The 22495-nt window shown below is 73.2% G+C and carries 20 protein-coding genes and 1 pseudogene; 14 read left to right on the top strand and 7 right to left on the bottom strand.

Features of this window, described 5'->3' with window-relative positions; translation table 11 throughout:
• Positions 1-51: 51 nt before the first annotated feature.
• From MOTC310_RS29020 to MOTC310_RS29000, 5 genes and pseudogenes are all read left to right on the top strand, one after another.
• Complete coding sequence (locus MOTC310_RS29020; RefSeq protein WP_331304267.1) at positions 52-1494, top strand: lipopolysaccharide biosynthesis protein; 1443 nt, start codon at positions 52-54, stop codon at positions 1492-1494.
• A gap of 130 nt (positions 1495-1624) precedes the next feature.
• On the top strand, positions 1625-2716 hold the full coding sequence (locus MOTC310_RS29015; protein WP_331304266.1) for an FAD-binding protein: 1092 nt from the start codon (positions 1625-1627) through the stop codon (positions 2714-2716).
• A 57-nt stretch (positions 2717-2773) separates the two neighbouring features.
• Entirely contained in the window at positions 2774-4114 is a 1341-nt protein-coding gene (gene glcF / locus MOTC310_RS29010; protein WP_331304265.1) for a glycolate oxidase subunit GlcF, read from the top strand.
• A 693-nt stretch (positions 4115-4807) separates the two neighbouring features.
• A pseudogene (locus tag MOTC310_RS29005) lies at positions 4808-7848 on the top strand (Rne/Rng family ribonuclease).
• Between the two features lie 170 nt (positions 7849-8018).
• Positions 8019-9263, top strand: a complete 1245-nt coding sequence (locus MOTC310_RS29000; protein ID WP_331304264.1) for a methyl-accepting chemotaxis protein — start codon at positions 8019-8021, stop codon at positions 9261-9263.
• A gap of 62 nt (positions 9264-9325) precedes the next feature.
• Here MOTC310_RS29000 and MOTC310_RS28995 read toward each other — a convergent pair whose 3' ends face one another.
• The 3 genes from MOTC310_RS28995 to MOTC310_RS28985 form a co-directional block, all read right to left on the bottom strand.
• Positions 9326-9601 carry a DUF2934 domain-containing protein gene (locus MOTC310_RS28995; protein WP_331304263.1) on the bottom strand — a complete coding sequence of 92 codons (276 nt, stop codon included), beginning with the start codon at positions 9599-9601 and terminating at the stop codon, positions 9326-9328.
• A 52-nt stretch (positions 9602-9653) separates the two neighbouring features.
• Positions 9654-9824, bottom strand: a complete 171-nt coding sequence (locus MOTC310_RS28990; protein WP_331291742.1) for a DUF3606 domain-containing protein — start codon at positions 9822-9824, stop codon at positions 9654-9656.
• 120 nt (positions 9825-9944) lie between these two features.
• Entirely contained in the window at positions 9945-10949 is a 1005-nt protein-coding gene (locus MOTC310_RS28985; RefSeq protein ID WP_331291743.1) for a 2-keto-3-deoxygluconate permease, read from the bottom strand.
• Between the two features lie 193 nt (positions 10950-11142).
• On the opposite strand from MOTC310_RS28985, the gene MOTC310_RS28980 reads away from it, so the two are divergent.
• The 3 genes from MOTC310_RS28980 (at position 11143) to pdxA (ending at position 13983) form a co-directional block, all read left to right on the top strand.
• Complete coding sequence (locus tag MOTC310_RS28980; protein ID WP_331304262.1) at positions 11143-11970, top strand: FadR/GntR family transcriptional regulator; 828 nt, start codon at positions 11143-11145, stop codon at positions 11968-11970.
• A gap of 109 nt (positions 11971-12079) precedes the next feature.
• Positions 12080-12961 (top strand): nucleotide-binding domain containing protein, encoded by an 882-nt coding sequence (locus tag MOTC310_RS28975; protein ID WP_331304261.1) that lies wholly within the window; start codon positions 12080-12082, stop codon positions 12959-12961.
• Positions 12958-13983 (top strand): 4-hydroxythreonine-4-phosphate dehydrogenase PdxA, encoded by a 1026-nt coding sequence (gene pdxA / locus MOTC310_RS28970; protein ID WP_331304260.1) that lies wholly within the window; start codon positions 12958-12960, stop codon positions 13981-13983. The genes MOTC310_RS28975 and pdxA overlap by 4 nt, the downstream gene beginning before the upstream one ends.
• Positions 13984-14142: 159 nt before the next feature.
• Here pdxA and yidD read toward each other — a convergent pair whose 3' ends face one another.
• Together yidD and MOTC310_RS28960 are read right to left on the bottom strand one after the other, a co-directional pair.
• Positions 14143-14475 carry a membrane protein insertion efficiency factor YidD gene (yidD, locus tag MOTC310_RS28965; protein WP_331304259.1) on the bottom strand — a complete coding sequence of 111 codons (333 nt, stop codon included), beginning with the start codon at positions 14473-14475 and terminating at the stop codon, positions 14143-14145.
• Between the two features lie 4 nt (positions 14476-14479).
• The gene (locus tag MOTC310_RS28960) at positions 14480-14923 is read right to left on the bottom strand and encodes an iron-sulfur cluster assembly scaffold protein (RefSeq protein ID WP_331304291.1); all 444 of its coding nucleotides are present in this window, start codon (positions 14921-14923) and stop codon (positions 14480-14482) included.
• Between the two features lie 241 nt (positions 14924-15164).
• Between MOTC310_RS28960 and folE the strand changes: the two genes are divergently transcribed.
• The 4 genes from folE to MOTC310_RS28940 all read left to right on the top strand — a co-directional run bounded on the left by folE (position 15165) and on the right by MOTC310_RS28940 (position 19068).
• Positions 15165-15983, top strand: coding sequence for a GTP cyclohydrolase I FolE (folE, locus tag MOTC310_RS28955; protein WP_331291746.1), 819 nt, complete (start codon positions 15165-15167; stop codon positions 15981-15983).
• Between the two features lie 20 nt (positions 15984-16003).
• A complete protein-coding gene (gene hisI / locus MOTC310_RS28950; protein WP_091675759.1) occupies positions 16004-16426 on the top strand; it encodes a phosphoribosyl-AMP cyclohydrolase in 423 nt (140 codons plus the stop codon).
• Entirely contained in the window at positions 16423-17406 is a 984-nt protein-coding gene (locus MOTC310_RS28945; RefSeq protein ID WP_331304258.1) for a patatin-like phospholipase family protein, read from the top strand. Before hisI ends, MOTC310_RS28945 begins: the two co-directional genes overlap by 4 nt.
• Positions 17407-17496: 90 nt before the next feature.
• Positions 17497-19068: an alkaline phosphatase D family protein gene (locus MOTC310_RS28940; RefSeq protein ID WP_331304257.1), complete on the top strand. Its 1572-nt coding sequence runs from the start codon at positions 17497-17499 to the stop codon at positions 19066-19068.
• A 178-nt stretch (positions 19069-19246) separates the two neighbouring features.
• On the opposite strand, the gene MOTC310_RS28935 is transcribed toward MOTC310_RS28940, so the two are convergent.
• Together MOTC310_RS28935 and MOTC310_RS28930 are read right to left on the bottom strand one after the other, a co-directional pair.
• Positions 19247-19678 carry a CBS domain-containing protein gene (locus MOTC310_RS28935; RefSeq protein ID WP_331291750.1) on the bottom strand — a complete coding sequence of 144 codons (432 nt, stop codon included), beginning with the start codon at positions 19676-19678 and terminating at the stop codon, positions 19247-19249.
• Between the two features lie 164 nt (positions 19679-19842).
• Positions 19843-20664: a rhomboid family intramembrane serine protease gene (locus MOTC310_RS28930; protein ID WP_331291751.1), complete on the bottom strand. Its 822-nt coding sequence runs from the start codon at positions 20662-20664 to the stop codon at positions 19843-19845.
• A gap of 349 nt (positions 20665-21013) precedes the next feature.
• On the opposite strand from MOTC310_RS28930, the gene MOTC310_RS28925 reads away from it, so the two are divergent.
• Together MOTC310_RS28925 and MOTC310_RS28920 are read left to right on the top strand one after the other, a co-directional pair.
• The gene (locus MOTC310_RS28925; protein WP_331291752.1) at positions 21014-21613 is read left to right on the top strand and encodes a PAS domain-containing protein; all 600 of its coding nucleotides are present in this window, start codon (positions 21014-21016) and stop codon (positions 21611-21613) included.
• A 230-nt stretch (positions 21614-21843) separates the two neighbouring features.
• Positions 21844-22485, top strand: a complete 642-nt coding sequence (locus MOTC310_RS28920) for a PilZ domain-containing protein (RefSeq protein ID WP_331291754.1) — start codon at positions 21844-21846, stop codon at positions 22483-22485.
• The last annotated feature ends 10 nt before the right edge of the window (positions 22486-22495 follow it).

Raw genomic sequence — 22495 nt, 5'->3', positions numbered from 1 at the left:
ACAGCCTACGCAACGGGCGGGGGCAATCCCGCCGCGCATGAGTCGCCGTCCATGGCCGTGATCGTCGCCTTCGTCATCAATGCGGGGCTCAACTTCGTCCTCGGCCTGCTCATCGCCAAGCTGCTGGGGCCGGCCGATTTCGGCCGCTTCGCCCTCGCGACCACCGGCGCCATCGTGCTGAACACGGTGCTGTTCGAGTGGCTGCGCCTGTCGGCGACGCGGTTCTACTCGGGACGCGTGCGGGTCGACGAGCCGTGGATCCGCCACGGGCTCGACCGGGCCTACCTGCGCATCGGCGCGCTGCTCCTGGCCGCCGCCGCCCTGTGCGGGGCCTTCGGGTTCGCCGGCGGCGCCGACGGGCGCGAGGCGGTCCTGTGCGGCACCGGCCTCGCGGCGCTGGGGATCGGCGTGTTCGACTACCACGCGGCCCTCGCCCGGGCGCGGTTCGACGGCAAGCTCTATCTCGGCCTCGTGGCGGTGAAGAACCTCCTGTCCTTCGCCATGATGGCGGCCGCGGCGTGGTGGCTGCCCCAGCCGGCCTGGGTGCTGGCGGCGGCGGGGCTCAGCCAGCTCCTCGCGGTCGTGGCGCTGCGCCACCCCCTGCGGGATCCGCGCACGCCCTTCGAGCGGCCGCGCCTGTCGGCGACCTGGCGGGTCTTCGCGCGCTACGGCCTGCCGCTCATCGCCGCCAACACCGCCTATCAATGCCTCGCCTTCGTCAATCGCGGGGCGATCGCGGGCCATGCCGGCTTCGCCGAGGCCGGCTACTTCGCCCTGGCCGCCGACGTGACCTCGCGCTCGCTGATGACGCTGGGCACCGCCCTCGACCTGCTGCTGTTCCAGCTCGCCGTGCAGGCGGAGGAGCAGAGCGGCCGCGCGGCCGCCGAGGCGCAGGTCGCCGCCAATGCCGGCACCGTGTTCGCCCTGCTGGCGCCCTGCGCCGTCGGCTTCTGGGCGGTGCTGCCGGCCCTCCAGGGGCTGGTGGTGCCGGACGCCTATCGCGGGCCGTTCGAGACCTACAGCACCGTGCTGATGCCGGGCCTGTTCTGCCTCGCGATGATGTTCTACGCCCTCAACCCGGTCTTCCAGATCCGCCGCCGGACCCTCCCGGTGGTCGCCGCCGCCCTGGTCGGCCTCGCGGTGAACGGCGCCGGCCTCCTGGTCCTGCCGGACCGGATGGGCGGACTCGGCGTCGCCCTGGCCCAGACCGCCGGGCTCGCCGCCGCGGGCCTGTGGCTCGGCTGGCGCGCGCTGACCGGCGCGGAGCGGATCGTGCTGCCCTGGGGAGAGATCGGCGTCGCGGCGCTCGCCTGCGCGGCGATGGGCCTCGCGCTCGCGCCCTTCCGGCAGCTGCCGCCCGCCACGGCGCTGGCGGTCCTGGTCCCGGCCGGGATGGCCCTCTACGGGGCCCTGGTCTGGATCTTCGACATCGCCGGGCTGCGCCGTCAGGTCCTGGCGCGCCTGCGCCCGCCGCGGACCGCGGCGGCGCAATAGGGCGCGCCGCGCGCCGGCGCAGTGGAAACCCCGCCGCTGAAACCCCGCGACTCCGCCTCCGCTTGAATCCGCCGCCGGATCCGGCGACACCCGTCCTGGAATGGATACAAACAGGACCGGGACGGGAACGATGGGCGTGTACGAGCCCGGCACCGAGGCGGAGGCCGGGGAGATCGTGCGGGCGGCCGCGGGGCGGGGCGAGCGCCTGCGGCTGGCCGGCGGCGGCACCGCCGCGGGGCTCGGCCGGCCCGCGCAGGACAGCGCGACCCTCTCGGCGAAGGCCCTCACCGGGGTCACGCTCTACGAGCCCGCCGAGATGGTGGTGGCGGCGCGGGCGGGCACGCCGCTCGCCGAGGTCGAGGCGCTGCTCGCCTCCCGCGGCCAGATGCTGCCCTTCGAGCCGATGGACCTGCGCGGCCTCTACGGCAGCGCCGGGGAGCCGACCCTCGGGGCGGTCGCGGCGATCAACAATGCCGGCCCCCGGCGGATCAATGCCGGCGCGGCCCGGGACAGCCTGATCGGCGTCCGCTTCGTCAACGGGCGGGGCGAGGCGATCAAGTCGGGCGGCCGGGTGATGAAGAACGTCACCGGCCTCGACCTGGTGAAGCTGATGGCCGGCGCGCACGGCACCCTCGGGCTCCTCACCGAGGTGACCTTCAAGGTGCTGCCGTCCTGCGAGCGCGTCGCCACGCTGATCTTCCCCGGCTTGGACGACGCGCGCGGGATCGCGGCCCTGTCGGAGGCCCTGGGCTCGCCCTTCGAGCTGACCGGCGCGGCCCATCTGCCGGCGGGGATCGGCGCCCCGCAGGCGCGCACGCTGATGCGCCTCGAAGGTTTCTCGGACTCGATCGACTACCGGACGGGCGAGCTGCGCCGCCTGCTGAAGCGCTACGGGCCGGCCGAGATCGTGGACGGCGAGGCCGGCGCCGCCCTCTGGCGGTCGGTGCGCGACGCGGCGCCGCTCGCCGAGCCGCGGGAGGCCGCCCTCTGGCGGATCGCCACCGCGCCGACCCGCGGGCATGCCGGCGCCGACACGGTTCGCCGGGCGGTGAAGGCCCAGGGCGGCCACGCCACGCTGGTGCGCGCCCCCGACGCCGTGCGCGCCGCCGTGCCGGTGTTCGAGCCGCTGGCCGAGCCGCTGATGCGGCTCACCGCCGGCATCAAGGCGGCGCACGACCCCGCCGGGGTGCTCAACCCCGGCCGGATGTACGCCGGACTGTAAGCTTCAGATTCCGCCCCTCCCCGCCCCCGGGGAGGCGAGGCGCCGAGGACGCGACCCGTGCAGACCAACTTCGCCCCCGCCCAGCTCGCCGATCCCGCCATGGCGGCGTCGGAGAAGATCCTGCGAACCTGCGTGCATTGCGGCTTCTGCACGGCGACCTGTCCGACCTACCTGCTGCTCGGGGACGAGCTGGATTCCCCGCGCGGACGGATCTACCTGATCAAGGACATGCTGGAGGGCGGCAAGCCGGCCTCGCAGGAGGTGGTCAAGCACGTCGACCGCTGCCTCTCCTGCCTGTCGTGCATGACCACCTGCCCGTCGGGCGTGCACTACATGCACCTCGTCGACCATGCCCGGGCGCATATCGAGGAGACCTACACCCGCCCCGCCGGCGACCGGTTCCTGCGGGCGCTGCTCGCCCAGGTCCTGCCCTACCCGAACCGCTTCCGCCTCGCGCTCACCGCCGCCAAGCTCGGCGCCCCGTTCCGGGGGCTGGTGGCCCGGCTGCCGCGGGTCGGCAACCGGCTGGCCGCCATGCTGGACCTCGCGCCGGCCGGGACGCCGCCCCGCGAACCGACGAACCGGCCCGGCCGGTTCCCGCCGGCGAGCGGGCGGGCGGCCGAGACGCCGCCCAGGCGCGTCGCCCTGCTGCGCGGCTGCGCCCAGAGCGTGCTGCGGCCGGACTTCAACGCCGCCGCGATCCGGCTGCTCAACCGGCACGGGATCGAGGTGGTGCACGCCGCGGAGGGCTGCTGCGGGGCGCTGACCCATCACATGGGCAAGGAGGCTTCGGCCCACGCCCACGCCAAGCAGGCGATCGACGCCTGGGACGCCGAGATCGCCAAGGGTCTCGACGCGATCCTGGTCACGGCGTCGGGCTGCGGCACGACCATCAAGGATTACGGCTTCATGTTCCGCGACGACCCGGCCTACGCCGAGAAGGCGCGGCGGGTCTCCGCCCTGGCCAAGGACGTGACCGAGTACGTGGCGCTCCTCGACCTCGCGCCGGTGGCCGAGAGCGATCTCGTGGTCGCCTACCACTCCGCCTGCTCGATGCAGCACGGCCAGGGCATCCGGCTGGAGCCGAAGACGCTGCTCAAGCGCGCGGGCTTCACCGTGAAGGACGTGCCCGAGGGCCATATCTGCTGCGGCTCGGCGGGAACCTACAACATCCTGCAGCCGGAGCTGGCGCTCAAGCTGCGCGCCCGGAAGGTCGCCAACATCGAGCGCGTGCGCCCCGACGTGATCGCCACCGGCAACATCGGCTGCGCCACCCAGATCGGCAAGGGCACCGGCATCCCGATCGTCCACACGGTCGAGCTGCTCGACTGGGCGACCGGCGGTCCGAAACCCGCGGCGCTGGCCGGGGTGGCGCCGCGGCTCGAAGCGGCGGAGTAGGCACACGCCTGTCGCGATGCGGCGGGCCGTCGTCGCGAGCGCAGCGACGCGACCAAGGGATGCGGGCCATCCGCGACCGTCAGCGCCGCCCCGGACTGCTTCGCTGCGCTCGCAGCGACGGACCGGCCGCGCGCCGTGACAGGCCCGTGACATCTATTCACGTTGACCCTTGCCAAATCCGCGCAGCGGTCTGTAATGATGTCGACCCCTCTCCGGTCCCGCCGGTCGCCGCAACGGCCCGCGGACGTGACCGAATTCCTCGCGAAAGCGGTCGCGGTGTCGCGGCGGGCCCTGTCGGTCCGCTTGGCGGCGACTTGTGTCGCCCGCGATCGGGCAGGTGTCGCACGACGCGGCGGAGCTTCTCCACCGCACCCAGGAATTCACGGCCGGTCCCCCGCCGGCCGAGATTGTTTCGCGAGGTCGGGACCACGATGGACGGACGCACGGCCCAGCATAGAGCTGCGCGTGCCCCGGAGGCGCAAGAGGCGCGTCGCACCGGTCCGTCCGTCCGCCCGGCCTGTTTCAACCCCAGGCGCCCAGGGCGCCGAACGGCGGTTGACGGCAATTTCCCCTCGAACCCATCCGCCTCGGCGACGAGGCCGGCACCGCACCCGACAGGTTTGACGTCGGGCGAGGCGCCGCCGGGACCACGGGCACGGAGAACGACGTCGGCCGCCATGCCGAGAGTCCGACATGGCCAACAAAATGCTGATCGACGCGATGCACCCGGAGGAGACCCGGGTCGTCACGGTCCACGGGTCTAGGGTCGAGGAGTTCGACTTCGAAGCCGCCAACCGGCGCCAGCTGCGCGGCAACATCTATCTCGCCAAGGTCACCCGGGTGGAGCCGTCGCTCCAGGCGGCCTTCGTCGAGTATGGCGGCAACCGCCACGGCTTCCTGGCCTTCAACGAGATCCATCCCGACTACTACCAGATCCCGCTGGCCGACCGGCAGGCGCTCCTTGAGGAGGAGGCCCGCGACGCCGAGGAGCACCGCGAGCGCGAGGAGCGCCGCCGCCGGTCGTCGTCGCGCCGGTCCCGCGGCCGCCGCGCCGAGGCCCGCGCCCGCGTCGCCGACGAGACCGTGAGCGCCGAGGACGCGCCCGCGGGAGGCCCGCGCCCGCGGCGCCGACGAGACCGTGAGCGCCGAGGACGCGCACGCGGCGCCCGAGAGCGAGGACCGGAACGAGGATCAGGCCGAGATCCGGAACGCGGCGGGCCTCGACCCGGCCGTCCAGCCCGACACGCTCGCCGAGAACCCCGAGGCCGTGCAGGAGGCCCTCGCCTCCGAGGCCGCCGCCGGTGACATCCCGGCCGACGGCGAGCCGGCGCGGGCCGCCGAGCCCGCGGACGAACCGGTCGTCGCCGACGACGCCGCGTCCGAGTCGGTCGTGTCCGAGCCGGAGGCCCGCATCGCCGTGGCGGAGGCGCTGACCGTGTCCGACGCACCGGGCGAGACCGTCGCGCAGGAGATCGTCGCGCAGGAGACCGTCGCGCAGGAGACCGTGGCGGATGAGAGCGGGGCGGAGGAGACCGCCGCGCCGGACGCCGACGAGGCGGATGAGGCCTCCGAGGAGGACGAGGAGTCCGACGACGACGAGGATGAGGACGATTCGGAGGACGACGAGGACGAGTCCGACGAGGATGGGTCCGACGAGGACGAGGACGAGGAATCCGACGATCCCGACGCCGAGCCCAAGATCGCCCAGGTCGGCGGCAACGGCGACGCGCTCGCCGAGATCCCCGAGCGCCCGCGCCACTATCGCCGCCAGTACAAGATCCAGGAGGTGATCAAGCGCCGCCAGATCATCCTGGTGCAGGTGGTGAAGGAGGAGCGCGGCACGAAGGGCGCGGCGCTCACAACCTACCTGTCGCTCGCCGGCCGCTACTCGGTGCTGATGCCCAATACCGGCCGCGGCGGCGGCATCTCCCGCAAGATCACCTCGGCGGCCGACCGGAAGCGCCTCAAGGAGGTCGTGCAGGACCTGGAGGTGCCCGAGGGGATGGGCGTCATCCTGCGCACCGCGGGCGCCTCGCGCTCCAAGCCCGAGATCGCCCGCGACTTCGAGTACCTGATGCGCCTGTGGGAGTCGGTCCGCGAGCTGACGCTGACCTCGATGGCGCCGGCGCTCGTCTACGAGGAGGGCTCGCTGATCAAGCGCGCCATCCGCGACCTCTACAACAAGGATCTGGACGAGGTTCTGGTCGCCGGCGAGGACGCCTACCGCGAGGCCAAGGACTTCATGCGGATGCTGATGCCCGGCCAGTCCAAGGTCGTGAAGCCCTACCGCGACTCGACGCCGATCTTCGCCCGCTTCGGCGTCGAGCAGCAGCTCGACGCGATGTTCTCCACGCACGTCTCGCTGAAGTCCGGCGGCTATCTCGTGATCAACCCGACCGAGGCGCTGGTCTCGATCGACGTGAACTCCGGCCGCGCCACCCGCGAGCACGACATCGAGGACACCGCCCTCAAGACGAACCTGGAGGCCGCCGAGGAGGTCGCCCGCCAGCTCCGGCTGCGCGACCTCGCGGGCCTGATCGTCATCGACTTCATCGACATGGAGGAGAAGCGGAACAACCGCGCCGTCGAGAAGAAGCTCAACGAGTGCCTGAAGAACGACCGGGCCCGCATCCAGGTCGGCCGGATCTCGCCCTTCGGCCTCATGGAGATGAGCCGCCAGCGGATCCGCACCGGCGTGCTCGAATCCTCCTCGATCCCCTGCGCCCATTGCGGCGGCTCGGGCTTCGTGCGCGCCACCGCGTCGGTGGCCCTGCACATCCTGCGCTCGATCGAGGAGGTGCTGCTCAAGTCGGCCTCCCACAACCTCGTCCTGCGCACGCGCACCGAGATCGCGCTCTACATCCTCAACCAGAAGCGCGGGCACCTGCGCGAGCTCGAGGTGCGCTTCGGCGTGACCATCACGATCGCGGCCGACGAGCGGCTGGCGGCCACCACCCCGTTCCAGCTCGACCGCGGCGAGCCGGCCCAGCGGGCGGAGGGCCCGGTCACGGGCGTGCGCGCCCAGGCGATCTCGCCCGCCATGGAGTTCGACGACGAGGACGAGGAGGCCGACGAGGCCGAGGCCGAGGCCGAGACGGAATCCGAGGGCGAGGCCGACGAGGACCGCGCCGAGGCCCGCGAGGACGGGTCGCGCGAGGAGGGTGAGGGCCGCCGTCGCCGTCGCCGCCGCCGCCGCCGCGGCGGTCGCCAGGAGGGCCGCGGCGAGGACGGCCGCGCCGAGGACGATCGCGGCGACGACGATCGGCAGGACGACAATCAGGACGACAGTCAGGACGGCGCCCGTTCGGGCGCGGAGAGCCGCGACGAGGATCTGGACGGCGAGCAGCCGGCCGGAACCGAGGCCCCCGCCGTCGCCGCGGAGGCCGGCGAGGCCGACGAGACCGTGGCGGGTTCGGACGAGGCGTCCCGGTCCGAGGACGAGGGCGGCCGTCGCCGTCGCCGCGGACGCCGGGGTGGGCGCGGGCGCAGCGAGGGCCGCTCCCGCGAGGGGGCCGAGAAGGACGACGNAGACCGCGGTGGACCTGCCGGTGGCTCCGGCGGAGCAAGCGGCGCCGGTGGCCGATCGCGGGAGCGTCGGCGCGCAGGCCGAGGCCGCGCCGTCCGAGCCGGCCCCCGAGCCCGTGGCGATCGTGCTGACGCCGCCGGCCGATCCGGACCGGCCCAAGCGCGCCGGCTGGTGGTCCCGCACCAAGGCGGCTCTGACCGGCGAATGAAGCATTGCGCCCCCAGATAGAGCGCTATCTGGGGGCGCAACTTCTCGCAGAAGACCTGTTGCGCCGCGCGGATGCGCTGCAACGCTTGCCGAGTGACTAGTCTATCCTTCACCATTGGTTGAAGGTTCTGTGTGACCATGCGCGCCGATTAGAATGTCGGAGAGGCCCGCATGTTCAGTTTGCGCCGGCAGCGTCACACCCCTGACGCGCTTGCAATCCCGGTCACGGCGACCGCACCGGTCGAGACGCCGGTTGTCGCGCCGGTCGGGACGACCCCGAAGCCCGCCGCGGAGCCGGCCTTCGATCGGGAATGGCTGTCGCTCCTGGCGCGGCTGTCGGCCTCCGCGTCCGACGCCGGCACGTCGATCGGCTGGATGACCCACGACGCCTCCGGCACCGCCGAGCAGGCCCGTCTCATCGCGGCCGCCAGCGAGGAACTCGCCGCGACCACGGGTGAGATCGCCGCCCGCTCCTCGTCGGCGGCCGAGATGGCCGAGACCGCCCGGGCCGGCATCGCCACCTGCGTGGGCGACCTGCACCGCGCCACCGACGGCATGCGCGGGATCGAGGAGGGTACCGAGGAGATCGGCAGCCGGCTCGACAGCTTCTCGACCGCCGCGCTGCGGATCGAGGAGATGGCCGGCACGATCGCGGCGATCTCGGCCCAGACCAACCTGCTGGCGCTCAACGCCACCATCGAGGCGGCGCGGGCCGGCGAGGCCGGGCGCGGCTTCGCGGTGGTCGCCGCCGAGGTGAAGACGCTGTCGGCGCAGACCGCGAAGGCGACGGACGAGATCCGGGCGCGGGTCAGCGGCCTGCGCGAGGAGATGGCGGCGATGCAGGCCGCCGTGTCGCGCAGCCGCAACGCCGTCGAGGCCGGCGCCGCCGCGATGGTGCGGGCCAACGCCCGCGTCGAGGCCGAGAGCGGCGCCGTGGCGAGCGTCGCGGCGCAGATGCGCGAGGCCTCGGAGATCCTCGGCCAGCAGATGCAGGCCACGGGCGACATCGCCCAGAACGTCGGCCGCATCGCGGAAGGGACCGACAAGGCCCGCCGGGAGATCGGCGACGCCCTCGCGCAGCTCGGACGGATCGAGGATCTCGGCCGCACCCTGCTCGATCGCCAGACCGGTGCCACCGCGGATCAGCGGGTGATCCGCCTGTCGGCGGATTGCGCCGCGTGGCGTCGCGCCATCGCGGCGACCCTGGTCGGCATGCGCTCGACGGACACCCCGCCCGAGGGGATCCCCGCCGACGCGACGCGACCGGCCGCCATCGAGACGCCGCTGGCGCAGGCCCGCGAGCAGGCGGCCGCCCTGGTCCGCCACGTGCGCAGCCAGGCCTGGGACTCGGCGACCACGGCGTTCGTCGCCTTCGAGGCGGCGGTGAAGGACGCCCGGGCGGCGATCGAGGCCTGAGCTTCGGCCGGCTCCGGGTCCGCCGCGACCCGGGGCCGGTCTCGAGGACGGATCGGGCGTCCTCAGCCCGGCGGCGGATCGGATCTCGGCGGTGTCGGGGCCTCGTCGGCCTTCCGGCGATCCCGCTCCTTGCGCAATTCCCGCTCGGCCAGCAGCCAGAACTCGATCTCGAAGCCCTCGGGCCGGTGGTTGCGCTCCCAGAGCTCGTAGGCCCGCTCGCGGATCTGCTCGAACGTGATGGTGTCGGGCGACCGGGCCGGAGGCTGCGCCGCCGCGTCCTCGGCTTCGGGCCCCGACGCGGATCCGGACGCGGCCCCGGGCGGCTGCGCCGCCGTCATCGGGTGATCCGGAGGCGGATGGAAATCGGGGGGCACTTCCATGACGCCGGTCTCAGGAGGCCGGCTTGTCGAGATAGGCGGCCACGCTGGTGATCCGGCTCCCGACCATGGTCACCGCCTTGCGCAGACGCTCCTCGCTGACGCCGAAGCGCTGCGCCCACTCCTCGCGGGTGGCGCGGTCGAAGATGTCGATATGCGTCTTGCCTCTGGTTTCGGTCGACATGCTGTGGCCGCTCCGGTTCGCCGTCAGGCGCGGCCGTGCCGCGCTCCCTGGAGGGACAACCGGACTCGGCGGCTTCGGTTGCGGCCGGGCGCGCGGGACGCGCGGCCGGCGCGCGGCGTCTCAGGGCACGGTCGGCGCGGGGTTCGGGACCGGCGCCGGATCCGCTTCGGCCGCGTCCGGGCGGACCCGTGCCGCCACGAAGGCGGTCAGCAGCGGCACGAGCAGAGCCGTCACCACCACGCTCGCCGCCACCAGCACGGTGGCGGGACCGGCGGCCTCCTTGTAGGCCGGATTGGCCGCGGCGATGATCGCCGGCACGGCGGCGGCGTTGCCGGCCGTCGAGGCGGCGGCGACCCCCGCCACGCCGTTCCCCCCGGTGAGCCGGTCGGCCACGAACAGGGCCACCCCCGTGACCGCCACCACCGCCACGCCGAGACCGATTCCGAGGAGGCCCGCCTGCCAGATCTTGGCGAGGTCGAGCCCGAATCCGAGGGCGAAGGCGAAGAACGGGATCATCACCGGGGCCGCCCCCGACAGGAAGGCGCGCATGTCGCGGTCGAGGTTGCCGAGGATCATCCCGATCAGCAGCGGCAGGATGCTGCCCACCAGGGTCGGCCACGGGAAGGCCGACAGGCCCGCCAGCCCGAGGGTCACCATGGTCAGGAACGGCCCCGATTCGAGGCTCATGATCGCGTAGGCGCCCGCATCCTTCGGGCGGCCGAACTGGCCCATCAGGGCGAGGTAGAGCCCGCCATTGGTGTCGTTCATGGCGGCGACGATCGCCAGCGTCGACAGCCCCGCGAAGGCGCCCCCGACCACCGGCGCCTCGCCGAGGAGATGGCCGAACACCACGCCCATGATCGCCGCGACGCCGACCTTGACGGCGAGCAGGACGCCGCCCTTGCGGGCGATCGCCGGGGTGGCGCGGAAATCGATGCCCGCGCCCATGCAGACGAAGAACACTGCCAGGATCGGCAGCGCGCCGTTGAACAGCGCGCCGGTGAACGAGCCGAAGAACGTCGCGGTGTTCGGGAACAGCGTGTGGAGGATCGCGCCGAGGAACAGCGGCACCACCATCAGGCCGCCGGGCACGCGCTCCAGGGAGCGCTTGATGGGAATCTGCATGGGTCGCCCCTCCGGTGCCGCCCTGTCCCGAGCCTTGGCACAAGCTTAACCCCCCGGCGGGCTGCTACAACCTTTCGACAAGTCCGCGCAACTCGCGTCCTGGACGGTGCAAATGTTGACAAGTGACCGGGTCCGTCGCTGACTTGGCCCGGCCCGGCTCGATCCATGGAGGCGTCCCCGGATGTCGTCAGCGATGCCCCCTTCCCTGTCCAGCCCCGCGTCCGGCTCCCTGCCGGGTCCGGAGGAGGCGCCGGAGCGGCCGGCGGCCCGCGGCACGGAGCCGGCACGGCCCGCCTCCCTGGCCGACGGGCTCTATCAGGCGATCCTGACGGGCATCGCGAACGGCACCTACGGCCCCGACACGCGGCTACCAAGCGAGCACGACCTCGCGGGGCGCTTCCGGGTCTCGCGCCCGGTCGTGCGGGCCGCCCTCGACCGGCTGCGCCGGGAGGGCGCCATCGTCTCGCGGCAGGGGGCGGGCAGCTTCGTGCGGGCGCGGCCGGCGCGCCCGGCCCTGGGCTTCGCCCCCGTGGAGAGCATCGCCGATATCCAGCGCTGCTACGAGTTCCGCCTCACCCTGGAGCCGGAGGCCGCCTTCCACGCCGCGCTGCGCCGCGACGCGGAGGCGCTCGGCCGGATCGCGGCGGCCCTCGACCGGCTGACGGTCGCGACCCGGCAGGAGCAGCACCGGGCCGATGCGGACTTCGCCTTCCACCACGCGATCGCGGCCGCGTCGAACAATCATTACTACGGGGCCTGCCTGGAGGCGCTGCAATCCCACATCGCCGTGGGCATGACGATCCACGGCCTCGCTCTGCAGGGCCCGCGCTCCGGACTGCGCGGCGTGCTGGAGGAGCATCGCGGGATCTTCGCGGCGATCGAGGGCGGCGACGGCGCGGGCGCCCGCAGCCGCATGGCCGCCCACATCGCCAGGTCCCGCGACCGGCTGTTCGAGGGGCGGCTCCTCGATCTCTCCCTCGGCCGGCCTGCGGATTCCGGCGCCGCGGCGCCGCGCGCTTGACCGCTGCGCCGGCCGGTCTGTATGCCTCGCGACAACCTGACAACAAGCACGCGGACCGCGCGCGGCCGGGCGGCGCGGCCGGTGAGGGTCCCGCCATGGTTCGCCCGACATGACCCGCCTGCGCCTCATCGCCGACGATCTCACCGGCACCCTCGACACGGCCGCGGGCTTCACCGGACTGTGCGGGTCGATCCCGGTCGCTTGGCCGGAGATCCTGACCGGGAAGGCGGCCGGCTGCCTGGCGGTCGATTCCGGCACGCGGGAGGTCTCCGCGGAGGCCGCGGGGCGGATCGTCGGCACCCTCGCCCCACTGCTGGACGGGGCCGGCATCGCCTTCAAGAAGGTCGACAGCCTGCTGCGCGGCCCCTGGGCGGCGGAACTGGCGGCGGTGCTGCGGACCGGCACCTGGGCGCGCTGCGTCGTGGCGCCGGCCTTCCCGTACCAGGGGCGCCGGACGGAGGGCGGGCGGCAGCTCGCCCGGCGCGGCGATGGCTTCGAGCCGGTCTCGGGCGACCTCGCCGAGGCCCTGCGGGCGGTCGGGGTGCCGGAGACCGCGGCGCAGCTCGCGGCCTGCGGCGGCCACCACCTCGTCCTGTCGGCGGACGATCCCGACCATGCCGGCGCGGTGGCGGCGCGCCTCGACCGGGACGGCGCCGTCCTGGCGAGCCTCGCGCTGCCCGCCGGCACCGCCCGCGAGGACGCCGCGGCGCACATCGCCGGGACCTTCGCGGGCGTGATCGACCGCATCCCGCGGCCCGGCACGCTGCTGGTGGCCGGCGGCGAGACCTTGAAGGCGCTCTGCCTCGCGCTGGGCGTCGCGCGCCTCGACGTCACCGGGCAGATCACCCCGGGCCTGCCCCGCTCGACCCTGCGGGGCGGCCGCTGGGACGGGCTGCCGGTCGTCTCGAAATCCGGCGCCTTCGGAACCGAGGGCGTCTGGCGCGACCTCCTTCACCAGAACGGCTTCCCGCACGACAGGAGCGCCCCGTGACCCAACATCTCGCCATCACCATGGGCGATCCGGCCGGTATCGGTCCGGAGATCATCGTCAAGGCCGCGGCCCGGCTGAAGGACCGGATCGCCGCGGGCGACCTGAAGCTCGTGGTCATCGGCAGCGCCCCGGCCCTGCGCCGGGCCGAGCGGGCGCTCGGCCTCCTGCCGGAGGCCATCCCGGAGGTCTCCGAGAGCGGCGACTGGCCGGCCCTTTGCTGCCTGCAGGCCGACGCCGAGGGCGCGCCGATCGAGCCCGGCCGGCTCTCCGCCGATGGCGGTCGCTTCGCCTACAAGGCGATCGAGGCCGGGGTCCGCCTCGCCCTCGGCGGCCGGATCGGCGGCATCGTCACCGCGCCGCTCAACAAGGAGGCGCTCAACAAGGCCGGCTACCACTATGCCGGCCACACCGAGATGCTGGCCGAACTCACCGGCGTGCGCGGCTCGGTGATGATGCTCGCCCACGGCAACATGCGGGTCTCCCACGTCACCACCCACGTGGCGCTGGAGGACGTACCCAAGCGCCTCACCCCCGAGCGGCTGCGCCTCGTCATCGATCTCACCGACAAGGCCCTGAAGGGCCTCGGGCTGGCCAGGCCGAAGATCGCGGTCGCCGCGCTCAACCCCCATGCCGGCGAGGGCGGCCTGTTCGGACGCCAGGACATCGACGTCAGCACCCCCGTGATCGAGGCGGCCAAGGCCGACGGGCTCGACGTGCACGGCCCGGTGCCGGGCGACACGGTGTTCGTGAAGCTGCGCGCGGGCCAGTACGACGCGGTGGTGGCCATGTACCACGACCAGGGTCACATCCCGGTGAAGCTCCTGGGCTTCGAGATCGACCCGGCCACGGGCAAGTGGATGGACCTGTCGGGGGTGAACATCACCCTGGGGCTGCCGATCATCCGCACCTCGGTCGATCACGGGACCGCCTTCGACATCGCGGGAACCGGCGTCGCCAACGAGCGCAGCCTGATCGAGGCCATCGAGTTCGCCGAGAAGCTCGCGGCCAACCGCGCGGTGTGAGACCGGGCGGATGACGGGGGCGGCGATCCGCGCCCCCTCCCGAGGTGCTGCGGCGTTCGCGGCGATCCCCGGTGCCCGCCCCCGCGGAACGCCGGGCGGTCACCGCGGGACCGGGCCTTGGCGGGCCTGTTTCACGTGAAACAAATCAGGAACATCGGTCTAGCGGATGTCGGCCTCCTGCCCCACCGCCTCGCAGGCGAACGGTGACGGCGGCGCCTCGACGCCGCGCCAGCGCCCGTAGGTCCAGGGGCGGTACCACGCCGTTCCCGCGGGCAGGCGCTCCGGCACGAGGTCGATGCCGTGGGTGCCGAACGGTCCGCAGCGGCAGATCCGGGCCAATCCCATCCAGCCGCCGGGCCAGAGCCCGTGCCGGGCGATGGCCGTATCGGTGTACTCGGAGCAGCTCGGCCAGTGGCGGCACTGGCGGCCGATCAGGCTCGACAGGGTGAGCTGATACAGGCGGATCGCCCCGTGGGCGGCGCGCCGGACCATGCCGTCAGGCGGCCCGCCGCTTGGCGGCGATCTGGTCGAGGGCGTCCACCACCGCGTCGAAGGTCAGGAGCGTGGAGGCGTGGCGCGCCTTGAAGTCCCGCACCGGCTCCAGCACCGCGAGGTCCGCCCAGGCGCCGTCGGGCGCCGGGCCGCTCTCCTTGAGCATGGACCGCATGGCCGCGCGGACGCCGCGCAGCTCGTCCGCGCTGGCGCCGACCACGTGCCGGCCCATCAGCGACGAGGAGGCCTGCCCGAGGGCGCAGGCCCGGACCTCCTGGGCGAAATCCGCGACCCGGCCGTCCGCGCCCAGGACGAGGTCGACCGTCACGGTCGAGCCGCACAGGCGGGAATGGGCCGTGGCGGTCGCGTCCGGTTTCTCGAGCCGGCCGAGCCGGGGGATGTCGGCCGCGAGTTCCAAGATACGGCGGTTGTAGATGTCGTCGAGCATCGGGTCCTCGGCCGGAGGCGCAATGTCCATCGGGACTCTGCCGCGTGCATCGCGCATTGCGCGTTGCCCCGCGAACGATGATATAGGCGCGATACGGCCGCTTCGCGAGGAGGCGGGCCGTCGACCAGGGTCGCGCCCACGGCCACGGTGGTTCCCACGGCCTATCGTCCATCCCGGGGCGCCGGCTTGAAACCTTTTCGAGCCCGGGATCTTCCCTCGAACGCCCGACGCGATTCCGACGATGTACGCCAAGCCCGACAGCACCCCGATGAAGTCCCGCATCGCGCGGGCCGGAGATGCCATGGATGCCGCGCTCAAATCCTTGTCCTACCAGGGCGACGGCCAGGGTTTCGACCGGAACGGGATCGAGGGGCAAGGGCTGAACGGCATGCGCAATGACAATCGGCCGGTGGATGACGGCCGCCCCGTCGAGGTGGCGCCCGAGCCGGCCTCCGCGACCCGCGTCCCGGACGGGATCGAGACCGGCCGCCCGAGCCGCGCCGAGGCCGAGGCCGCCGTGCGCACGCTGCTGCGCTGGGCCGGCGACGACCCGACCCGCGAGGGCCTGCTCGACACCCCCGCCCGGGTCACCAAGGCCTACGAGCAGCTGTTCGGCGGCTACGCGGTCAATGCCGAGAAGCTGCTGGAGCGCGTCTTCGAGGAGGTCGAGGGCTACTCCGACATCGTGCTCGTGCGCGACATCCCGTTCCACTCCCACTGCGAGCACCACATGGTGCCGTTCATGGGGCTCGCCCACATCGCCTACTACCCGACCCGGGGCGTGGTCGGCCTGTCGAAGCTCGCCCGCGTGGTCGACACCTTCGCCCGCCGCCTGCAGACGCAGGAGACCATGACCGCCCAGATCGCCGACGTGATCGAGAGCATCCTCAAGCCCCGCGGCGTCGCCGTGATGGTGGAGGCCGAGCATCTCTGCATGGCGATGCGCGGCGTCCAGAAGGCCGGGGTCTCGACCATCACCAGCCAGTTCCGCGGCGTGTTCAAGGACAACGCCAACGAGCAGGTGCGCTTCCTGACCCTGGTGCGCGGCGGCGCCAAGTAGCCCCGGGCGACGTCTCGACCATGACCGCGCGCGACACCGCCTTCGCTCCCCCCGGCACCCGCGCCGAGATCGAGGAGGGCACGGCCCTCACGCCGCGCTTCGACCGCGACGGCCTCGTCGCCTGCATCGCGGTGGACGCGCGGGACGGGCAGGTGCTGATGCTCGCCCACATGAACGCCGAATCGCTGGCGCGCACCCTCGAGACCGGCGAGGCCTGGTACTGGTCGCGCTCGCGCCAGGAACTCTGGCACAAGGGGGCGACCAGCGGCCAGATCCAGCGCGTCGTCGAGATGCGGGTCGATTGCGACCAGGACGCCCTGCTGATCCGCGTCGAGGTCGGCGGCGACGGCGGCTGCTGCCACACCGGCCGGCGGGACTGCTTCTACCGCAGCGTCGTCCGGGAGGCGGACGGCCGAGTCGTCCTGAAAGCCGCTGGGCGATGAGCCGCCCTCTTGCCACACGGTGGCAAGACGAGCCCGCCGACCCGCATTTCCCGCCCGGAACCGTCGAGCCGGTCCGGCCGCCGCCGAGCCCCGGCCCGCAGGTCGGGCTCGCCCTCGGGGGCGGCTCGGCCCGGGGCTGGGCGCATATCGGGGTGATCCGCGCCCTGGAGGAGGCCGGCATCCACCCGTCCGTGGTGGCGGGCTGCTCCATCGGCGCGGTGGTCGGCGCCTGCTACGCGGCCGGGCGCCTCGACCGGCTCGAGGCCTTCGCCCGGGCGCTGACCCGGCGCCGCGTCGTCGGGCTCATCGATCCCCGCCTGCCGGGCTCCGGCCTGATCGCCGGCAACCGCCTCCGCCAGCGCCTCGCCGCCGATCTCGGCGAGCGCCGGATCGAGACGCTGCCGATCCGCTTCGGCTGCGTCGCCACCGAGTACGGGACCGGCCACGAGGTCAGCCTCACCGAGGGTCCGGCGGTGGAGGCCGTGCGCGCCTCCTACGCGATCCCCGGCCTGTTCCCGCCGGTGGCGCATGACGGCCGGGTGCTGATGGACGGGACCCTGGTCAACCCGGTGCCGGTGGCGCTCGCGCGCGCGCTCGGGGCCGACCTCGTCATCTGCGTGAACCTCAACGGCGACACCGGCGGACCGGTGGTGCGCGAGGCGCCGCATCCGCCCCCGCGCCGGGGCTTCCTGCAGGGGGTGCGCGGGCGCCTGCCGGGCTTCGACCGGCCGGAGCCCGAGATCGCCGTGCCGGGCATCGCCCGGGTGGTGCTCGACGCGTTCAACACCACGCAGGACCGGATCTCGCGAGCGCGGCTGGAGCGCGACCCGCCCGACGTGGCCATCGGCCCGGATCTGGCGGCCTTCGGGCTGTTCGACTTCCACCGGGCCGCGGAGGGCATCGCCCTCGGGCACCGCGCCGCCCGCGCCGCCCTGCCCCGGATCCGGGCCGTGCTGGAGGGCGCGGCCGCGCGGGCCTGAGGGGTTCCGGGCGCGCTCCATCCGGAGGAGGCCGTCATCCGGCTGTCGTGGCCGCCTGCGATGGGCGCCGTGCATGCTGGAGGACCTCCAATGTATACGAGTCGCCGTCAGATCCTGCTGTCCGGAGGCGCGGGCCTCGTCGGGCTGGCCTCCGGCCTCGGGCGGCCGGGCCTGAGCCGCGCCGCCGACCGGCCGCTCCTGACCCACGGCCTCCAGTCGGGCGACGTCGGCACCGACTCGGCGGTGGTCTGGGCCCGGTCCGACCGGCCAGCCCGGGCGATCGTCGAGTGGGCGACGACCGAGAGCTTCGCCGATATCCGCGGCGGCGTCTTCGCCGACGCCCTGCCGGAGACCGACGGCACCGTGAAGGTGGCGCTGACCGGGCTGCCGGCCGGACAAGACGTGTTCTACCGGGTCCGCCTGGAGGACGTCGCCGCGCCGATCATCGTCGGGCCGGCCCAGGTCGGGCGGTTCCGGACCGCGCCGGCGGACCGGCGCTCGGTCTCCTTCTGCTGGTCGGGCGACACGGCCGGCCAGGGCTGGGGCATCGACGAGGCCCGCGGCGGCATGACGATCTATTCCGCCATCCTGAAGAACCGGCCGGACTTCTTCATCCATTCCGGCGACACGATCTACGCCGACGGGCCGATCCAGTCCGAGGTGAAGCTCCCCGACGGCAGCCTGTGGCGCAACCGGGTCACCGAGGAGGTCGCCAAGCCCGCCGAGACGCTCGCGGAGTTCCGGGGCCGGCACAAGTACAACCTCACCGACCGGAACGTGCTGGCGATGAACGCCGCCGTGCCGATCCTGGCCCAGTGGGACGACCACGAGGTCACCAACAACTGGTGGCCGGGCGAGCCCCTCACCCGGGCCGAGCACCTGAAGAAGAAGTACGCCGACCCGAACGTCCTGGCGCTGCAGCTGCGGGCCGCGAAGGCCTTCCACGAGTACATGCCGATGCGCTTCGAGCCGTCGGAGCCCGGCCGGGTCTACCGCAAGATCGGTTACGGTCCGCTGGTCGACGTGTTCATGCTCGACATGCGCTCCTACCGGGGGCCGAACGGCGAGAACCGGCAGACGGAATACGGGCCCGAATCCTACTTCCTCGGGCCGCAGCAGATCGCGTGGCTGAAGCGGGCGCTGCTCGAGTCCCGCGCCACCTGGAAGGTGATCGCCGCCGACATGCCGCTCGGCCTCGTGGTGACCTACGACGTGGACCGCAACTTCGGCTCGGAGGCGGTGGCGCAGGGCGACGGGCCGCCGCTCGGGCGCGAGCTGGAGATCGCCGACCTCCTGCGCTTCATCAAGAGCGCGGAGATCCGCAACACGGTCTGGCTCACGGCCGACGTGCACTACACGGCCGCCCATTACTACGACCCCGACAAGGCGCAGTTCCAGGATTTCGAGCCGTTCTGGGAGTTCGTCTCCGGGCCGCTGCACGCGGGCACTTTCGGGCCGAACGCGCTGGACAATACGTTCGGGCCGCAGCTGCGCTACGTGAAGGCGCCCGACAAGGGGCAGGTGAACCTGTCGCCGGCCGCCGGCTACCAGTTCTTCGGCCACGTCGCGGTGGACGGCGTCACCGAGCAGATGACCGTGACCCTCAAGGACGCGGCCGATACCGACCTCTGGCACGTCACCCTCGATCCCGCGAAGGCGTGAGACGGGCCGCGGGTGACACGGGCTTGAGGTGCCGGGCCGCTCGTCCGTCGACGCGAAGGGGCGCGGGCCCCCTCTCCCGCACGGGAGAGGGAGCCCATCGCGCTCCGGCACCGGCCGCCTGCCCTGAACCGGCGAGGCCCGGAGGCGGAGGGCGAGAGAAGCGCGAGGCTTCGCGCGCCTACGCCATCGTGATGTAGTCGCGCAGGGCCTGGTGCTCGGCCTCGACGGTGGCGATCTTGCGCGCCACCACGTCGCCGATCGAGACCAAGCCGACCAGCCGCCCGTCCTCGCAGACCGGCACGTGGCGGAAGCGCCCGTCGGTCATCAGGGTCATGACCTCCTCGATCGTCGCGCTCCGGCCGCAGGTCGTGACCGCGGTGGTCATGTGCGCCGAGACCGGCGCGTCGAAGGCCGAGCCCCCGTGCCGGGCGAGCGCCCGCATGATGTCCCGCTCGGAGATGATGCCCGCCACTGTCCCGTCGGCGTGGGCGACCACGAGGGCGCCGATGCGCTTGTCGGCGAGGATCTGGATCACCTCATCGAGGGTCTTGTCGGGCCCCACGGTGACGACGGAGCTGCCCTTCTCGGCGAGGATGCGTGCGACGGTCATGGCTCTCTCCCTATGTGACGCGTCCGGTGCGCCGTCAGCCCGCGGCGCCCTGATGGCGTTCTCGGCCGGGTTGGCCCGGCTCGTTCACATTGTGGCGAGTGTGTGACCGATCCGGCCGGATGGCAAGGTGCCGGGCGCCGGGGCTCCGTGACGGGCGCCGGAGCTCAGTGCCGGCGCGGCTCCCGGGGATCCACCAGGGGGAACAGGAAGAAGCCCGCGATGAAGCCGCCGAGATGGGCGTCCCAGGCGATGGCGGCGTTCTCGCCGACGAGCGGCACGCTGACGAGGCCGAAGAGCAGGTTGGTCAGGAGCCAGATCACCAGGAACGACACCGCCGTGCGGTTGCGCAGCAGCTCCGGGATCGTCTCGGCGGGCCGGGGCGGCGGCACCTGCCAGGCCGGCGCGCCGTAGCCCGAGACCGGCGGCTGGAACACGAACCGGGCGGCGGCGGCCATCAGGGCCGAGATCCCCGCCGAGGCGCCGACCAGCGGCCCGGCGCTCAGCGGGTCGATCAGGATGTGGAGAAGTCCGCCGGCCGCCGTGCCGGCCAGCGCGAGCGCGCACCAGCGCAGGGCGCCGCAGCGGCGCGCCACCGGGGCTCCGAAGGCCGCGAGCCAGACGCTGTTGAAGATCACGTGCATCCACGAGCCGTGCAGCAGCCCGTAGGTGACGAGCGTCCAGGGCTGGAGCGCGTGCTCGCCCACGATGTAGCGGGCGAAGGCCTCGCGGGCCGCCTCCAGGCCGGGATCGCCCGTATCGGCGGCGGCGCGGATCACCTCGGAGGCCCGGCCGGGGTCGAACCAGAGGGTCCAGCGCGCCGGGACCAGCGCGAGGTCGAGGACGAGGCGGATGTCCCAGGTGTCCGGCAGCAGGAACTCGCGCACCGCCTGGATCGCCAGGAGCAGCCCGATCGACGCGGTGACGATGCCCGGCATGTTGAACACGGGCACGCGGCTCTGCCGCGGAAAGTCGGGGGAGGCATCCATCGCGGCACCATGTCGGGGCGCGGCGCGATCGGGCAAGCCCCGGCGACGTATTGAAGCTCGCAAAGACCGGACGGATCGCGGTCCGTTACACCGCACCGCCCCGTCTTCATCCCGGATCCGTCCCGGATAGCCTCGGCGCGCCCGGCGGGGTGCGACGATTGTGTCGCCGGCCACGACGCGCTACCCCCCGCCCGGTGCGTCGCCGGCGGGACCGGCGATGCGCGGGTGCGGGAGCCGGCACGGCCCGTGCGCCCGGACGCGGTGAACGCCCGGATCGGCCGGTCGCATCCCCGCGGATGTGCCAGAATGATCCGGGGATGAACCACAGGCGTTGAGAATCGGGACACCGATGAAGCATCCCACCAGCCGCATGCTCCATGCCTACTGGGAGCGCCTGCGCGGAGAACGGGCCGCGCCGGAACGCGCCGAGATCGAGCCGGGCGAGATCCGGCACCTTCTCGCCGACAGCCTGATCCTGGAGCTCGACATGCCGAGCCGCTCCGCGAGCATCCGGCTCGCGGGGACACGGGTCTGCGCCCTGTACGGCCGCGAGCTGAAGGGCGAGCCCTTCGCCCGGCTGTGGGGCTCCCGGGCGACCGATCCCTGGCGGATCGTCGAGATCGTGGCCAGCGACACCCTCGGCGTCGTGGCGGGCCTGCGCGGTACCAACGCGGCCGGCGAGGCGGCGGATCTCGAACTCCTGCTCCTGCCCCTGCGCCACCGCGGCCGGACGCAGGTCCGCGCCCTCGGCACCCTCAGCCTCGACGGCGCGCCGCACTGGCTCGGCCTGCGCCCGCTGGTGGAGGCCGAGACAACCTCCCTGCGGATCCTGCCCAGCCGCCGGACGGAGCCGGTGCCGCCCGCCCGCACCGCCCTGCGCACGAGCGCGGGCTACCCCGGTCCGGTGCGCCACGGACACCTGCTCGTCCACGCCGGCGGGCGCGCCTGAGAACCGTATTGGTCCGAAGTTCTGTCCGGGCCGCGCCGGCCAGTTGGATCGAATCACCGCGCGTGCCCGAGGAAGTCTTCGGCGCGCAAGTCGATCGCGCACGGGGATGCGGCGCTCGACAGTGGATGTTTCTACAGGGCCGATAGACCGCGGAGCAGGAAAAAAGGGTTTCGTAACAGTCCGAGCCTAGTCTGCACCGGCCATTATCCCGGTGCAGGACCAATCTCGGAATGATCGCGGTCGAGGCCACCGCTGGAACTGATCTGCGCGGCATGGCCGCCGTGCCGGCGCGCGGTGCCGCCGACCAGCGCCGCCACCAGCGCGTGCGGGTCGCCGTGCTCGGCCGCTACATGCTGGCCGACCGCCGGGAATATCCCTGCCAGACCGTGGACATGTCGCCCGGCGGCGTGCGCCTGACCTGCGCGGTTCAGGGCGAGGTCGGCGAGCGCGTGGTGCTCTACCTGGAGCATATCGGCCGGATCGAGGGCGTCATCGCCCGCACCTGCTCGGACGGGTTCGCGGTGCAGCTCAACGCCACGTCGCGCAAGCGCGACAAGCTCGCCTCCCAGCTCACCTGGCTGGCGAACCGCGAGATGCTGGGCCTGCCGGAGGGACGCTCGCACGAGCGCCTCGTGCCGACCAACACGGCGGTGGTCCTGCGCGTCGAGGGGGTCCGCGAGATCAGGGCGCGCCTCATCGACATCTCGATGTCGGGCGTGGCGATCTCCTGCCCGGTGCCGCTGCCGCTCGGCGCCGCCGTCACGGTGGGCAGCACGCCGGGCCGGCTGGTGCGCTACTTCGAGGGCGGGTTCGGCGTGCAGTTCCTGCTGCCGCTCTCCCCCGACCGATTCCATGCCGGGATGACGCTGTAGCGTCCCGCCG

Source organism: Methylobacterium oryzae (assembly GCF_036441375.1).
GTDB lineage: Bacteria > Pseudomonadota > Alphaproteobacteria > Rhizobiales > Beijerinckiaceae > Methylobacterium > Methylobacterium oryzae_A.
Note: the sequence above shows the minus strand (reverse complement) of the source record. Positions and strands in the feature narration are given on the sequence as shown.